A 14,857-nucleotide genomic window follows, 5' to 3' on the forward strand; every position below is an offset into this window, starting at 1 on the left:
GTTCATTCATTACGACACCAGTTCAGAAAAATCGTTAACAGCTCAGCCAGATTACCGGCGCCACAAAAGCCAATAAATTGCAGCTTTTCCGTTTTACAGAATATCCAGTCACTGCCTTCTGGATGTGCACCACGACTTGTAGCTGTAAAAGGCTTGTCAGCAAGTGAGGTTTCAGCTAGATCGATTTTTACTCTCCAGCCTGGGTTGTCCAGTGTATCGATGCTAATGCCGAATGCGTGCTCCCACTTCCCGTTACACTGCGCCTGATACCACCGTTGAATCTCCTGTAACTCGTTCATTAATCATTGTCTCATGAGTATTCAATCTGGGGTTTCTTCGTGGTTTGCTGGTGTTTCAGCATCGGGAAAGATTTCCTGTAATTCCACTCGCTTGCAGATGACAAATCCAGAATCAAACAGCAATGTTTTAACGTCACTTTTCATTTCAACGGATGGAACGAAGCGGGTTTTAAGTACGCTGGATAACGCTTCTTGATAAGCATCCAGTAAGGGTTTAGGCCCTTGCGCGAGTAATCCATTGCCATTATTGCCGAATGTCGGCTCGCCCTGATGCCGATAAGCGTTGATATAGCGGCTCATCGGGCGCCAGTCGTTGAGAATACGTGTGTGAACACTCCAGACTCGCCCAAGTAGTTCGTAGCTTGATGCTGTTGCTGTGGTGGAATAGTACAAGCCACCTCTCGGCGCGTTGTAGTCCCACAATAGTGGATGCTGATCGGTAAAGGTCAGCTCGCCTGAACTAGCAGGTTGAATGTCATGTTCGACAACGCCATAACAGCAAATAGTGAAATGGCGCAGATAAGATTCATGTGGCTCACAGTATACGGAGCAATTGTGTTGCTCGTCATAACGCCAGTTATCACAGCAAAAATGAATCATTAGCGTGTTTGCGTTGGTGTACTGCACGCTGGAAATATAGCCGTTTAAATCGTCGTATAGCGCATCGGCTAGCTGTTCAATATCCATATTTTTTATCCTTTAAGCTGCGGACTCCCAGAAGAAGTGCAGGTATTCCTGTTTATATTCGGCAAATACGGATACCAGCATAAACGTATTGCGGTTAAACATGGTTAATCCGTATCAGATTTCTCGGAAGATTTCCCTGCGGCCTTCCTCAGCTCCGTCACCGGCACGCCGCCGATTCCCCAGTTGTCCGTTTCGACTTCATCAATCACGACGACGGTGGTTTTTGGGTTCTTGTTTAGCACATCGACCAGCAGTTGGGTTACGCCCTCAATCAACTGACGTTTTTGCTCAGCGGTAGCGCCTTCATTGGTGATTTTGATGTTGACGTATGGCATGTGTTCTCCTGAATTATGGTTGTGGTCGACGGTAAGGGAAACAGAGTCCTGCCGCGATGAAAAGTGCTGCTGCGCTGCACAGTATCGCAGGTGCGATAGCGTTGGTATTCGTCAGGGCGCTGGTGAGCAGTGGGCCAAGAATTTGGCCAATGCCGTAAGTGAGCGTCACCAGACCAAGCAGGTTGATGCCGTGCGGCGCGCGTAGCCGTTTGGCTAAGGGCATCACCAGCGAGGTCGTTCCCATAAAGGTAGCACCAAAGCCGACACAGCTGAGTATCAACGCCGTGGGCGAGTGACTTAATAGCGTCAATAGGACGCATACGCCCTGAATGATCAGGTTTGCCGTCAGGCAGGGCAAGGTTCCCCAGCAGTTGGCGGCCCACAGCCAGAAAAAGCAGCCGGGAATGATAGCCAGCCCAACCAGCGACCAGAGATGAAGGGATAAACGCGGCATGTCCAGTGCCGTCACCATCAACGGCAGATAGGTGGCGATGATGATGTACCCGAATCCTGCAAGGCCATACAGCAGCGCAAGTCGCCTCCAGCTAAGCTGAGGCGACTCATCGGTATTCGTCAGCGGTTGCGGCACGACGCTGGATTTAGGCGGAGAAAGGATGAGTAAGGCAAACAGAAGTAGCGCGGAGAGCAGGGCGGCTCCCCACCATAATAGCTCGGCGGTGAGGGCGTAATGCCGTCCGATGATAATGTATTCATTGCCCAATACGATCCCCACGCCGACTCCGGCGTAGAGCGAGGCGATAACGTGAGTCTGCCTACTGTGATGCTGGGTGTGGTGCAAAATGGTCAACGAACCGAAGATCATCATCGCCGCGCTGGCGATCCCGGCGAGGAAACGAATGAGCATGGCCAGTGTCGTGCTGGTGGTCAGGGCCATCGCGAAGAGCAAAACGGCGGTCGCGGCGGCTGCGCTAAACAGCAGGAACATCGGTTGAGAGGTTGAGGCGCGACGACTGAAAGAGAAAAACAGGCTACCGAACAGATAGCCAGCGTAGTTCGCGCTGGCAATGTAGGAAAGCTGGTTGAAGGTGAAACGGCCTTCTTCCAGCATCACGGGCAGCATCGGCGTATACAAAAAGCGCCCAAGCCCCATTCCTAACGCCAGCACGATTGTCCCGAAAAGGGCAAGAGTCAGCGTATCCGAGAGGGGGATAAGGCGAGGACGATCCATCATGCGACAACCCAAAGTGCAGAGAATATGTCGTTATCCTGCCCGTTTTCTTATCAAATAAAAGTGAATAGTAATGAGCAGGTTGATGACGCAACGAGAACGTTTTGTGGCCGCTCTATTCGTTTGCAAATGAAAATCCAACATCAAGGCGTTGTGTTTCTATGCTCTCTCATTTCAAGGATATCGGACAATACATATTAGCTAGTGTCAGTCAGGGACTTGCAACGAGTCATCACTTTTCTCTGTTGTTAAATATTCGCTTACCCATAATAACTGTTAATACTGTCCTCAAGGATTTGGTATCCATTTTATTGATGAGTATAAGTTCTATTAATAATAGTTTCAAATGTTGACTATTAAATTAATTAATTCTTAGAAGGAATATTATTATCTAATGATGATTAGAACATGACGTGGTTTTTTAATATCGTTTATTGAATGTTGAAGATGTTGGGTTTTCTAAAAATATGAATGATTGCTCATTCTTATCTACCTTGGTTTTTTTCGGTCAGCACCAAGTTTTTTTTCTTCTGTAATGAAAATGAAATATAAACATACAATAATTTACACGCTTAGGGAAACAAGTGCGTTTCCATCTATATGGCTGAATTAGTGAGTGTTAGAAGCTAAACATAGCTAGAACTCCAGTCGCCTACGTTATGACTCATATTTATCATTCAAGTTGATAGATTTTCCTTTCAGGTAAATCCTGCCAATAACTGATTGTATGGTACGTCATGTCTATGTAGAACGTGATAATATAATTGCTGTCTGGACTAAACATGAAATTGGAATTTAAAACTAAATCTGACACACTTGCTGCCCTTTATCGTAATCTTAAATTTGCAAATATTTTGCCTAGTTATTCTTTCACCGTTCATGAATGGATATCTAACCGACATAAAGTAGTTGAACATGTACTTGAAGATGATAGCCTCACCTCTGATATTATTGTTCGTTCAAGTTGCACTCTCGAAGACGCTTGTTCCGGAAGCAGTGCTGGTGCTTTTCATTCAGCAAGAAGTTTACGCAAAGAGAATTCAATAACGAAGACGGTTAATGCCGTAATTGATTCTTATGGCCGAATTGATGCGTCTGATAAGGTTCTTGTTCAACCTTTTCTGAAAGGGACTAAAATGAGTGGGGTTGCGTTTAATCGCGATCCTCGAACTGGTTCACATTATGATGTCATAAATTATACTTTTAATGATGACACGTCTCTGGTGACATCTGGACGTGGAACCGATTTGCGGACATATATTTCATCGTGTAATTCTGAGGTTGAGCATGGTGAATTAAAAGGTGTCATTCTTCTCCTCCGAGAATTGGAATCCATTTATGGCGATCGGCCTCTTGATATAGAGTTTGCTGTCGATTCCGATCATCAGTTGATTTTATTACAAGTCAGACCATTTGTGGGCGTTCCTATTGCCAATGTGGAGGTTTGCAGACATCAGCAGCTTTTGCGTGAAATACAGGATGCGACTTCGGAGTTCCTGGCTCCAGATTCGCGCCTCTCTGGACAGAAAGGGTTGTTGGGGATTATGCCAGACTGGAATCCTGCCGAGATTCTTGGTGTCCGGCCCCGTCGATTGGCGTTATCTCTATATCGATTTCTTATAACGGATACCGTGTGGGCAACTGAGAGAAGGAAATACGGTTACAGGGATACACGATATATTCCATTGATTGTGAGTTTACACGGTATTCCGTATGTGGATGTTCGTGCGAGTTTCAATTCACTCGTGCCTGCGGATTTGCCTCAATCTATTTGTGATCGCTTTGTCTCATCTTGTTTACAAAGGCTTATTGATAATCCTCAATTGCATGACAAGGTAGAATTTGAGGTTATTCCTACGTGTTATACTTTTGATATTGATGCCAAACTCGACAAACTCTCGGATATTAATTCAGAAGATAAATTATCTATCAAACGTTCGCTGTTGAACCTTACGCAAAGCTATTTTTCGGGTAATGGTCGCAAAAGGATTGCATCCGATCAGGCGAAGCTCAACAAACTTGTTCAACTTCAGAGAGCGGGCGAGCAATCCAGCATTTCTGATGTAGCACGGATCTATCAAACATTGGTTGAATGTAGAAAATATGGGACGGCTCCCTTTGCTGGATTAGCTCGTGCTGCATTCATTGGTATGGATATTCTAAGGTCGGCCGTGAATCAGGGCATTATTTCCGAACAGACATATTCCCATTTTTTGGCTTCACTCAGAGCCCCTGCTTCCAGGCTTCTTGAAGACATGCCTCGCCTTGAACGGGATGATTTTTTGAGAATTTACGGCCATTTGCGCCCTGGAACCTATGACATAAGGGTTCCCTCCTATTCTCAGGACCCTGATCGGTATCTCTCATTTGATATGCCATTTAATAAAAATCGTATTAATTGGCAGCTTGATCCAGAAGAGGAAAGAGCACTGGAATCCGCTCTAGCGAAAGAAGGGCTGATAATCAGCGCGTATTCTCTGATGGAGTTTATACAGCAGGCCGTTGTCGCGAGAGAAGAAGCCAAATTTATCTTTAGCCGATCGGTATCACGTGTGTTGGATATTATTCGTAATCTTGGGCTGAAACTTGGATTTAACGAGGATGCCCTTTCAAACTCTGACATCATGGATATCATTGAATCACGAACAAACAGCAGTGGTCTGAAGAGAACATTGGAAGCGTCTATTTGCCGAGGAAGAGAGCATGACATAGAGACACATTCACTTACGCTTCCTCCACTTATCACTGCTCAGGGAGATGTTTCAGCCTTTCATATTCCCACTGCTCGACCAAATTTCATAACGAGAAAGGTTGCGGAAGGTTGTATTAGGTCTGCCGACAGTGAGGATTTGAAAAATGCAATTGTCATGATTCCTAACGCCGATCCTGGTTTTGATTGGTTATTCGGGAAAGGTATCCTGGCTCTCATTACCGCCTATGGTGGCTCTAATTCACACATGGCTATCAGGGCTGCTGAACTTGAGGTTCCCGCGATTATTGGGGCGGGAGAGTCGCTGTTTAATTCATGGTTATCTGCCAGAAAACTTCGTATTGATTGTTCCGTCGAACGTGTGGAGGTCATCGAATGAAATTCGCAGCTATCACCATGCGTAGTGACATGATTATTAGTCGAAATGAGCGGCGGGATAGCCTAGATGTACGATGGTATCCATTCCTTAATGCGTTAGGTGCTCAGCCTATTATCGTACCGAATGATCGCTTTATTGCCGAACAGATCCTAGTTAATAGCAATATTGATTTTATCGTTTTGAGCGGTGGAGGGGATGTTTCTTCTGTATCAGGAAGAAGAACGGAAAGAGATCAGGTTGAAGAAATTTTCCTGGCGTATTCAAGAGAAAAAAATATCCCAGTCATTGGTGTGTGTCGTGGGATGCAGAAAATGGTTGAGCATTGTGGTGGGAAATTACGAAAAGTCGAGCGGCATACCAATATAAGGCATCGGGTAACGGGTATTCATTATTCACAGGTTAATTCTTTTCATAATTATGGTATTGAAGAAATGCCTGAAAAGTTAATTCCTTTTGTATTGGCTGATGATGGCACTGTTGAGGCATTTTTTAGCAAAGAATTAAACTGGCTTGGAGTGATGTGGCACCCTGAGCGAGAAGAACCTTTTTCGAAAATTGATTTGATTACTATTATGAATTTTTTAAAAGGAGTTATACCATGCACGGTTTAATACTTGCTGCGGGGCGTGGTTCACGCTTGGGGGCATTAACCGACTCTGCGCCAAAGTGTACTATAAAAGTACATGGGGTTAGCCTGTTGGATAGACAGATCAATGCAATGAACCTTGCGGGCGTGAGAGATATTGCTGGTGTGACAGGATATTGTTCAGAATTAATTAATTGTTATTTTTCTGATAGCTTTAAAAACAAAGACTGGTCGCAAACGAATATTGCAGGATCATTATATTGCGCAGAGCCTTGGCTTAATGAAGGTACTACTATCGTTAGTTATGGGGATATTTTTTATCCTTCCAGCGCTGTTGCTTCTTTGATCGACGCCCACGGTGATATCGTTTTAGCTTATGATCCTAATTGGTTATCTTTATGGGAATCGAGATTCATTGATCCATTTTCTGATGCGGAAAATTTTCAGTTCATTGACGAACATGTCTCTGAAATATGCGGCCAAATTATATCCGAAAGTGGAAAGGACTCCATAGCAACAAGCAGGCGGAAGATGACAAAGATCGGTGGCCGTGCTGAGAGAAAATCCAGAGTAGATGGTCAGTATATGGGGCTTTTTAAAATTACGCCGAGCGGTTGGAAAGCACTTAAAGAATGTACAAGCGATCCTGATGATGGTGTGAATTTTTCTCAGTTAGATATGACATCGCTATTTTCCTTCGCGATCGATAAAGGTATTAGTATCTATTCTGTACCGATAAGCGGTCCATGGGGTGAGGTTGACCATCCAAGTGATATCTTACTTTATGAAAGAATGTACCCAACTATATAAAGTATTGTTCTAGAGTGGCTGTATTAATGATTTTTTTACTTTTATTACGATCTTACTGAGAGGAAGTAAATCCTATTCAATCGCGGGATATTCATCGCGAGGTAATAATTTCTATTGAAAATAGATAAAAAGGAAAATACCACCAGAACGGTGTCGATTCCATACGCATATCAACATAACCATATTAAAAAGGTAGAAAGACCAATGAAAATTCCTTCGCGCCAAAAATGCTACGAAATCTTTGATAATTATTCTGTTCCAAGCCCAATTCGCAGACATTGCGAAAAAGTTACCGATGTTGGGGTACTATTGGGACGTCATCTGCAGGTGGCTGGCGTTGAAATCGATATGAATTTATTGGAAGCCGGCTGCTTACTTCATGATGCTTTCAAGGCTGCATCTCTTAAATCACTGGAACCGCGTCCAGAATGGGGTTATGCACCCTCTGAGCGTGAAATTGAAATTTGGTCGGAACTGCGTGAACGTTATGAAGGTATGCATGAAACGTTGATCGTTGCCGAAATTTTTAAGAATGAATATCCAGAATTTTCCAACTTCCTGAAGATGATTGGTTCTACCGGTAACCCTTCGTATCTTCTTGGTGGCGTTGAACTTAAAGTGCTTCATTATGCTGACTGGCGCGTTCAACTGGTTGATATTGTTTCTTTCGACGATCGCCTTGCTTATCTTCGCGAAACATACCGGGAAAGTTGGGAAAAACACGGGGTCTCGTGGGATGAACGATATGATCAGGAAAAGCGTCTTGAAAAAGAAATTTTCATTCATCTGGATTTTGGACCTGATGATTTAAATATCGAGCTTGAGAATGCATCCCAAGTGACCGTCGAAGGAAAAGACTGATGGTTGAGATTGAACGCAAATTTCTTATCGCTTCGGATGAATGGCGTGAACGGGTTGTTGATCAGATTCGAATACGACAGGGCTATTTGACGTCTGATAACACGGTTAACTCAATTCGGGTAAGAACGGTAGGAAAAGAAGCCTGGATTACCATTAAAAGCGTTGGTTACTTAAAGCGTCAGGAGTTTGAATATAAGATTCCTTTCGACGATGCTCTGCAGATGCTTGACAATCTATGTCCTGGTTATATTACCGAAAAGATACGATATCGAGTCCTTGAAAAAGAAATTATGTATGAGGTGAATATATTTGAAGGTGTGAATGCAGGTTTAAGCATGGTTGAGGTTGAACTTTCAAGAGAAGATGAAGTTATTCAAATGCCATCTTGGGTCGGTCAGGAGGTTACACATGATAACCGATATTATGGTGCCTTTATTGGCGATAATCCCTATACATTATGGACGGTTGAAAAATGCTGATGAATGGAATTGTTAGTGATAATCGCGTAATAAAAGGGATTATTATTGAAGGAGTGGAGTGTAGTGGAAAGACCACACTCATTCAGCGTATTCGCTCTGATGTTATTTCTTATGACTGCATCATGCTTGGGCACCAAAGCGGTTCGCAATTTGACCGTTACATGCGAGATTACATGGTTAACGAGCGGGTAATATTCAATAGGTCTCATTACAGTGAATTTATATATAGTCGTTTATGGGAGCGGGGAGTTCCTTTCTCTACGTCAGAACTGGATGTATTGAATGATTATATTCATCGGAATTTTATTACCATTCTGTGTACCGCTGATGTCTGTTCCTTGGCTGAACGCTATGCCAAAAGACAGTACAAGCAGAAGGTAAATCTGAATGAATTGTCTGAAGTGAAATCTCTATTTGATGATGTACTTACTCCAAAAGCAGACTATATCTACAGCAGTAATGATGTACTGGAATTAGATAAAGTATTGGATTATGTAAAGACCAGATTAGATGTTCGGTCTAAGGGGCAAGTAGAGCGACTCCCTGATGTTTCAATGACTGCTTCTGCTGAGAAAGGGTAAATGATAATTACATGGGGTTTGGGCGCATCGCTTGCGCTACTGGCAGCCTGCACCTCGGCGATTGCTGCGACGACTGGCGTTGGCGGTGTACTCTTGCTGAGTGCGCTTTACATGCTTTTGCCCGACCCACGTCTTGTGATTCCAATGCATGCATGCGTCAGTCTTGTCAGCAATGCGACCAGATTAATTGCTTACTGGCGTTTTATCGATGTGGGTATTTGGGCGCGGTATATGATTGGCGCAATGCCTGGCGTGGCTGTCTCGACATTCATCCTGTATCGCTTATTCAGTGACTATGATGCAATATCACCTTACTTCATGATTATAATAGGAATTGTTGTTTGGTGGAGTACGTATTCTGGTTCAAAGAGGAGTGAGGTAGATCGTAGTCCAGCGGTGAATTTTTATGCGGTTGGAGCCTTTTCTGCACCTGTGAGTATGCTTTTTGGCGCGAATGGTGCTGTCTTAGCCCCCTATTTTCTTAAAACAGATATAGGGCGACAAAGGATTGTTGCTACATCCACTGCATGCCAATTTAGCCTCCATCTAATTAAAATTCCAGCAATCTACACGATTATTTATGGGCTGCTTTCAGGTGAAAATAGCAGTGTAGAATATGACTCAGTGGTATTGTCCGTATTTTCCATGGTTACCGCATCAATATTAGGGACGCTGCTTGGTGGGAAGTTACTAGAAAATATGAATGAAACAAAATTTAACATCATATATAGGACGGCTATGTATTTAATTTCATCAAAAATATTCATTTTTGATGGGTTGTTAAAAACACCGTTTTTTCACTAAAAAACTAATAATTAAATATATCAGAAAGGATAAGTATCATGCTATTTGAGAAAAATATTAGCCGTTGGAAACCAATGAAAGAAGTTAATTCACGTGAGTTTAAGGCATTGTTACGTCCTGATTTCTTTGAGGGATCTCGGGAAGAAGGGTACAAAATAGTTTGGGAAAGAATTAAACAGGCGAGTTTAGCTCATGGTTTTGGCGTAGAAGATGTATCGGATCCATTCAGTGAAACACACAAAATAAAAGAGTATTTTGATACTGAAGATCTTGCTTTGCGAAAAAGAGGCCTTCTTATCAGGCAAAATTCAAAAGTGATCGATGGTTCAGTGGTTTACCCTGCATCCTTAACAGCAAAAGAGCTAGGAAGAAATACTTACCGTGTTCTTGGCACAAGACTGGATTTCGCCGAAGGGATTACAGGGAAAAGTGAGGTTGAGGAAAAAATCGCATTGAATGATGAAGGTACACTTGATGGGTATGTTGAGATTAAAAGAAAGATCTATCTGAGCCAACCTCGTGAAGCAACTACACTCAGGTACTTTTCGGATATATTCCCGGAGCTTAAACATGTCAGAATGGATATTGACACCGAGCTGACATCTTACCGGATGCACAGCCATCGAATTTACCCTGGGGCTATTATTCTTACGGATAAGCGACGTATAACATTTGATATTGAAGCATGTTTATATGAGGGAGAAACCTCGCCATTTGTTGTGGGGTGCTCATATACCCTTGATACTCCAAAATATCATGATATGAACAAGTCACATAAAAAAGCAGAGGATTTTCTTTGCTCAGTTATTGAGGGGGCGTGTAAGGACTTAATTTACCCTGGTGCCGGGCGATGGTTGGGGTCGAAACTGTCAATGATGCTTGAGAAAAATACAAACCAAATTTTAGGTTTTGAGAATGTGTAAAATACACCTTTCTTCACGGTGCTATGGCTGAAGATACAAAGGCGTAGCGTTGTTCCGAAATATGACATTCTGATTAGTCGCGGAAAATGGCGTATCATCATTACAGTTTTAAAAGCCCTGACCTTGTGTCAGGGTAGGAATCTCTTCTTTGTTCTGTTATTCGGGTTAGGTAATAGAACGTTGGGGAGTCCTTCCAGCCATCGATCGCCGAGGTGTTTGCATGTCGTCTCCCATTGATATCGTCGAAAAGAAGCTGCTGTCCGACCACTGGTTTATTCTGCATAAATATGTTTTTGATTTAAAAAGAAAGAATGGCGGTGTAGTGCGCCAAATTCGTGAGGTTTACGACCGTGGTGATGGCGCGACGATTCTGTTGTACAACCGGGCGAAAGGCACGGTGATCCTGACGCGGCAGTTCCGTATTCCTACTTACGTCAACGGTAACGAAAGCGGCATGCTGCTGGAAGCATGCGCGGGTTTACTGGACGATCATTCGCCCGAAGAGTGCATCCGCAACGAGGCGATAGAAGAAACCGGTTATGCGGTCGGCAACGTTGAGAAGCTGTTTGATGCCTATATGTCGCCCGGTGGTGTCACAGAACGGCTGCACTTCTTTGCTGCCGAATACGATGAATCGCTACGGGATAACTCGGGCGGCGGTGTAGAAGATGAAGATATCGAAGTGTTGGAATTGCCGTTCAGCGAAGCCGTCGCGATGATGAACGATGGTCGGATTAAAGACGGTAAAACCATCATGCTGCTACAGCACGCGATCATCTGCGGCTGGTTTGCCAAGGCGTAGGCATGTTTTGCGGCACACGGGTATCCCCATGTGCCGCTTGATTTAGTGTGGTAACGCTTTCATTTTTGCGTAATTCCATGGTAAAGGTGTGATTATGGTTAATATTAGCTGAGTAGCCTTTTTATACTTTCATTTTTTGTTTTATTTTCAATGGTGTGTGATATTTTTTGTTTTTATTTTAATCGTTTTTATCGGCTGGCATGGGCTTTATGGGAGGAAAATTTTCCTGAATTTTTTGTATTTAGATCGAATATTTAGTCATTTCTCTCCCTGTTGTGTGACCCGTATCACCGGATGAAAGAATGTAAGCGGTGTAACTCGTTGCTTCATTATGCAGTAACTCATATTCTCTCTTTACAAAAAGTAAAGAAGGACTGCTCTGATGAAGATCAAGAATAAAGTATCTACCCTATTTGCAGTTTCATTCCTCACGCTGGGTTTATCGAGTCATAGCCTGGCTGCTGAAGTCACCGTGTGGGCCTGGGATCCTAACTTCAATGTCGCGGCAATGCATGAGGCATCGTCGATATATAAAAAATCCGATCCCAGTTTTAGTCTGAAAGTGATCGACTCAGGTAAAGAGGATATTGAGCAGAAATTAAATACCATGTTGGCTTCAGGGGTTAAAAACTCTCTTCCCGATATTGTGCTTATTGAAGATTATAATGCTCAGAAATACCTTCAGGCTTATCCTGATTCGTTTATCCCATTGCAGGATGCTATCGATTATAGCCAGTTTGCCCCTTATAAAACGAAAGTGATGACGGTAGGGAATAAGGTATACGGTGTTCCTTTTGATTCCGGCGTGGCGGGAATGTTCTATCGACTCGATTATCTGGAAGCTGCCGGATATAAAGAGAGTGATATGGTGAATATTACCTGGGATAAATATATTGAGATCGGCAAGCAGGTAAAAGCGAAAACCGGTGTTGATATGCTGACCTACGATATGAACGATGTGGTGCTTCCTCATATTATGATGCAGTCCGGTGGAGAATGGTTCTTCGATAATCAAGGACAACTCAATCTCACCAAAAACAATGCACTGAAAGAAACATTAAAAACGATTAAAGCGATTAATGACGCGAAAATTGCCCGTCCTATCTCTGGTTGGTCGAGTTTTGTGGGGAGTTTTAATGCCGGAAAATCGGCGAGTGTAGTTTCTGGTGTATGGGTGATTGGTTCAATTAAAAGCGCTGAAGATCAGAAAGGAAAATGGCGTGTCGCACCGATTCCACGGTTGAACCTCGACAACGCGGTACATGCCTCCAATCAGGGGGGATCGAGCTGGTATGTCTTAAAAGGGGGCAAAAACACCAAACAGGCGATTGAGTTTTTGCAGAAAACCTTCGCGGCGGATAGCAATATGTATCAAACCCTTTTGGTCGATCGTGGGGCGCTCGCCACCTTCCTTCCAGCCACTTCCGGCCCTGCTTACGCGGTACACGATCCGTTCTTTGGCGGGCAAGCCGTGTTCGCTGATTTTTCTAAATGGGTGACTGAAATCCCACAGGTTTCCTACGGTATGTATACCCAGGAAGTTGATAACGCCATTGCTGCTGAAATACCTGCATTACTGAAAGGCGATTCTGTCGATGACGTGTTAAAACGCGCTGAAACGACATTAAAAAATCAGATTATGCAGTAGCGAGTGTGAGCTTGAGGGCGGGAAGCCCTCAAGCATTTCTCTCCAGAAATCGATGGTGTGATAATGATGTATAAACCTAAAATGAATAGGCTTTATAACATTAACGGCTGGGCTTTTGTCGCTACCGCTGTTGGGTTAATTGCCTTAATGACGATATACCCTATTTTCAAATCACTTTGGCTCTCTTTTCAGTCTGGCCGTGGTGTGGTGACTCAATTTGTTGGCCTGGGAAATATCATTCGTTTATTCAATGATCCTATGTTCAAAACGGCACTTTGGAATACGCTGACCTTTCTGGTAATCCAAGTCCCGATTATGATTTTATTATCATTGGCTATTTCTTCTTGTTTGAATTCGTCTCAGCTTAAATATCGCCAGTGGTTTAGAATAGCGATCTTCTTACCCTGTGTGACTTCACTGGTTGCTTACTCAATTCTTTTCAAAAGTATGTTTGAACTGGACGGCGTAATTAATTCATTCTTGCTGTTTATTCATGTTATTGACGATCCGATCCCGTGGCTATCCGATCCTTTCTGGGCGAAGGTGACCATCATTATTGCCATTACATGGCGTTGGACAGGATATAACATGATATTCTACCTTTCCGCAATGCAGAATATTGATAAGTCGATTTATGAGGCCGCCCGAGTTGATGGCGTCAGCCCAATTAAGCAATTTTTCTTCATTACGATACCTTTATTGAAACCGGTTATTCTTTTTACCAGCGTGACATCAACTATTGGTACATTACAGTTGTTTGATGAAGCGATGAATATTACGAATGGCGGCCCGGCAAATGCGACGCTGACGTTATCGCTTTATATTTATAACCTGTCATTCAAGTTTGTGCCTAACTTTGGCTATGCGGCAACGGTTTCCTACGTCATTGTTGTTTTTTCAGCAATATTGGCACTGATTCAGTTTAAAGCGGCGCGGAAGGGATGATATGAGAAAAAGTAAAGTTAACAGCATACTCATGCATGTTTTTCTCGTGTTGATGAGCATTTTTTCGCTTTTCCCTTTCTATTGGATGGTGGTGTCGAGCACGAATAGTACTAGCCAAATCAACATGGGGAAATTCACGTTTGGCGATCAATTACTGGTCAATTTTACCAATCTGACGAGTCAGGTGGATCTGGCGCTGGTGTTCTGGAACACGTCAAAAATTGCGTTGATCAGTACGGTGTCAACGCTTGTCGTGTGCTCTGTCGCAGGCTATGCGTTTGAAATTTATGCCAGCAAGAATCGTGAACGTGTCTATGTGGCGCTATTAACGACGATGATGATTCCGTTCGCGGCATTAATGATCCCGCTTTTCACCATGTTTGGTAAGGCGGGGTTACTGGATACGCATTTTGCTGTGATCATGCCGACAGTGGCCGGTGCATTTATTATTTTCTACTTTAGGCAGTGTACTAAAACGTTTCCGAGAGAGTTGATCGATGCTGCGCGGGTGGAAAGCGTCGCTGAGTGGAAAATTTTCCTGTATGTCTACGTGCCGATTATGCGAGCCAGTTATTCCGCTGCTTTTATTATTGTTTTCATGACGTCATGGAATGCCTTTCTCTGGCCGCTTATTGTCCTTCAATCTAATGAATTAAAAACGATTAATCTGGTGCTATCGAGTTTTGCTTCCGCTTACTCTCCAGACTTCGGATTGATTATGGTTGGAACGGTTATTTCTACACTTCCCAGTTTACTTATCTTCTTTGCCATGCAGAAGCAATTTATCGCCAGCATGACGGGAGCGGTAAAGTAATACGC

The 14,857-nt window shown here is 43.4% G+C and carries 16 protein-coding genes; 12 read left to right on the forward strand and 4 right to left on the reverse strand.

Going from position 1 to position 14,857, the window contains the following annotated elements; genetic code table 11:
- Positions 1 to 2 precede the first annotated feature (2 nt).
- The 4 genes from R9X49_RS14465 to R9X49_RS14480 form a co-directional block, all read right to left on the reverse strand.
- Positions 3 to 299, reverse strand: coding sequence for an immunity 53 family protein (locus R9X49_RS14465; RefSeq protein ID WP_319849064.1), 297 nt, complete (start codon positions 297 to 299; stop codon positions 3 to 5).
- Between the two features lie 21 nt (positions 300 to 320).
- Positions 321 to 986, reverse strand: coding sequence for a hypothetical protein (locus R9X49_RS14470; RefSeq protein WP_319849066.1), 666 nt, complete (start codon positions 984 to 986; stop codon positions 321 to 323).
- A 104-nt stretch (positions 987 to 1,090) separates the two neighbouring features.
- On the reverse strand, positions 1,091 to 1,321 hold the full coding sequence (locus R9X49_RS14475; RefSeq protein ID WP_319849068.1) for a 4-oxalocrotonate tautomerase family protein: 231 nt from the start codon (positions 1,319 to 1,321) through the stop codon (positions 1,091 to 1,093).
- 13 nt (positions 1,322 to 1,334) lie between these two features.
- Positions 1,335 to 2,513: an MFS transporter gene (locus R9X49_RS14480; RefSeq protein WP_319849069.1), complete on the reverse strand. Its 1,179-nt coding sequence runs from the start codon at positions 2,511 to 2,513 to the stop codon at positions 1,335 to 1,337.
- Between the two features lie 779 nt (positions 2,514 to 3,292).
- Between R9X49_RS14480 and R9X49_RS14485 the strand changes: the two genes are divergently transcribed.
- The 12 genes from R9X49_RS14485 to R9X49_RS14540 all read left to right on the forward strand — a co-directional run bounded on the left by R9X49_RS14485 (position 3,293) and on the right by R9X49_RS14540 (position 14,852).
- Positions 3,293 to 5,599, forward strand: coding sequence for a PEP-utilizing enzyme (locus R9X49_RS14485; protein ID WP_225087012.1), 2,307 nt, complete (start codon positions 3,293 to 3,295; stop codon positions 5,597 to 5,599).
- The gene (locus R9X49_RS14490) at positions 5,596 to 6,210 is read left to right on the forward strand and encodes a gamma-glutamyl-gamma-aminobutyrate hydrolase family protein (RefSeq protein WP_319849071.1); all 615 of its coding nucleotides are present in this window, start codon (positions 5,596 to 5,598) and stop codon (positions 6,208 to 6,210) included. The genes R9X49_RS14485 and R9X49_RS14490 overlap by 4 nt, the downstream gene beginning before the upstream one ends.
- Entirely contained in the window at positions 6,198 to 6,995 is a 798-nt protein-coding gene (locus R9X49_RS14495; protein ID WP_319849072.1) for a phosphocholine cytidylyltransferase family protein, read from the forward strand. Before R9X49_RS14490 ends, R9X49_RS14495 begins: the two co-directional genes overlap by 13 nt.
- Before the next feature lie 114 nt (positions 6,996 to 7,109).
- Positions 7,110 to 7,856 (forward strand): hypothetical protein, encoded by a 747-nt coding sequence (locus R9X49_RS14500; protein ID WP_225087015.1) that lies wholly within the window; start codon positions 7,110 to 7,112, stop codon positions 7,854 to 7,856.
- Positions 7,856 to 8,335: a CYTH domain-containing protein gene (locus R9X49_RS14505; RefSeq protein ID WP_319849073.1), complete on the forward strand. Its 480-nt coding sequence runs from the start codon at positions 7,856 to 7,858 to the stop codon at positions 8,333 to 8,335. Before R9X49_RS14500 ends, R9X49_RS14505 begins: the two co-directional genes overlap by 1 nt.
- Positions 8,335 to 8,916, forward strand: coding sequence for a hypothetical protein (locus tag R9X49_RS14510; protein WP_319849074.1), 582 nt, complete (start codon positions 8,335 to 8,337; stop codon positions 8,914 to 8,916). Before R9X49_RS14505 ends, R9X49_RS14510 begins: the two co-directional genes overlap by 1 nt.
- Entirely contained in the window at positions 8,917 to 9,720 is an 804-nt protein-coding gene (locus R9X49_RS14515; RefSeq protein WP_319849075.1) for a sulfite exporter TauE/SafE family protein, read from the forward strand. It abuts the gene before it with no gap.
- Positions 9,721 to 9,758: 38 nt separating this feature from the next.
- The gene (locus R9X49_RS14520) at positions 9,759 to 10,643 is read left to right on the forward strand and encodes a hypothetical protein (RefSeq protein WP_319849076.1); all 885 of its coding nucleotides are present in this window, start codon (positions 9,759 to 9,761) and stop codon (positions 10,641 to 10,643) included.
- Positions 10,644 to 10,863: 220 nt separating this feature from the next.
- A complete protein-coding gene (gene nudK / locus R9X49_RS14525) occupies positions 10,864 to 11,445 on the forward strand; it encodes a GDP-mannose pyrophosphatase NudK (RefSeq protein ID WP_319849077.1) in 582 nt (193 codons plus the stop codon).
- A 382-nt stretch (positions 11,446 to 11,827) separates the two neighbouring features.
- The gene (locus R9X49_RS14530) at positions 11,828 to 13,093 is read left to right on the forward strand and encodes an ABC transporter substrate-binding protein (RefSeq protein WP_319849078.1); all 1,266 of its coding nucleotides are present in this window, start codon (positions 11,828 to 11,830) and stop codon (positions 13,091 to 13,093) included.
- A gap of 63 nt (positions 13,094 to 13,156) precedes the next feature.
- Positions 13,157 to 14,038, forward strand: coding sequence for a carbohydrate ABC transporter permease (locus R9X49_RS14535; protein ID WP_012773434.1), 882 nt, complete (start codon positions 13,157 to 13,159; stop codon positions 14,036 to 14,038).
- A gap of 1 nt (position 14,039) precedes the next feature.
- Positions 14,040 to 14,852, forward strand: a complete 813-nt coding sequence (locus R9X49_RS14540) for a carbohydrate ABC transporter permease (protein WP_319849079.1) — start codon at positions 14,040 to 14,042, stop codon at positions 14,850 to 14,852.
- Positions 14,853 to 14,857: the final 5 nt, after the last annotated feature.

Source organism: Pectobacterium carotovorum (genome assembly GCF_033898505.1).
Taxonomy (GTDB): Bacteria; Pseudomonadota; Gammaproteobacteria; order Enterobacterales; family Enterobacteriaceae; genus Pectobacterium; species Pectobacterium carotovorum_J.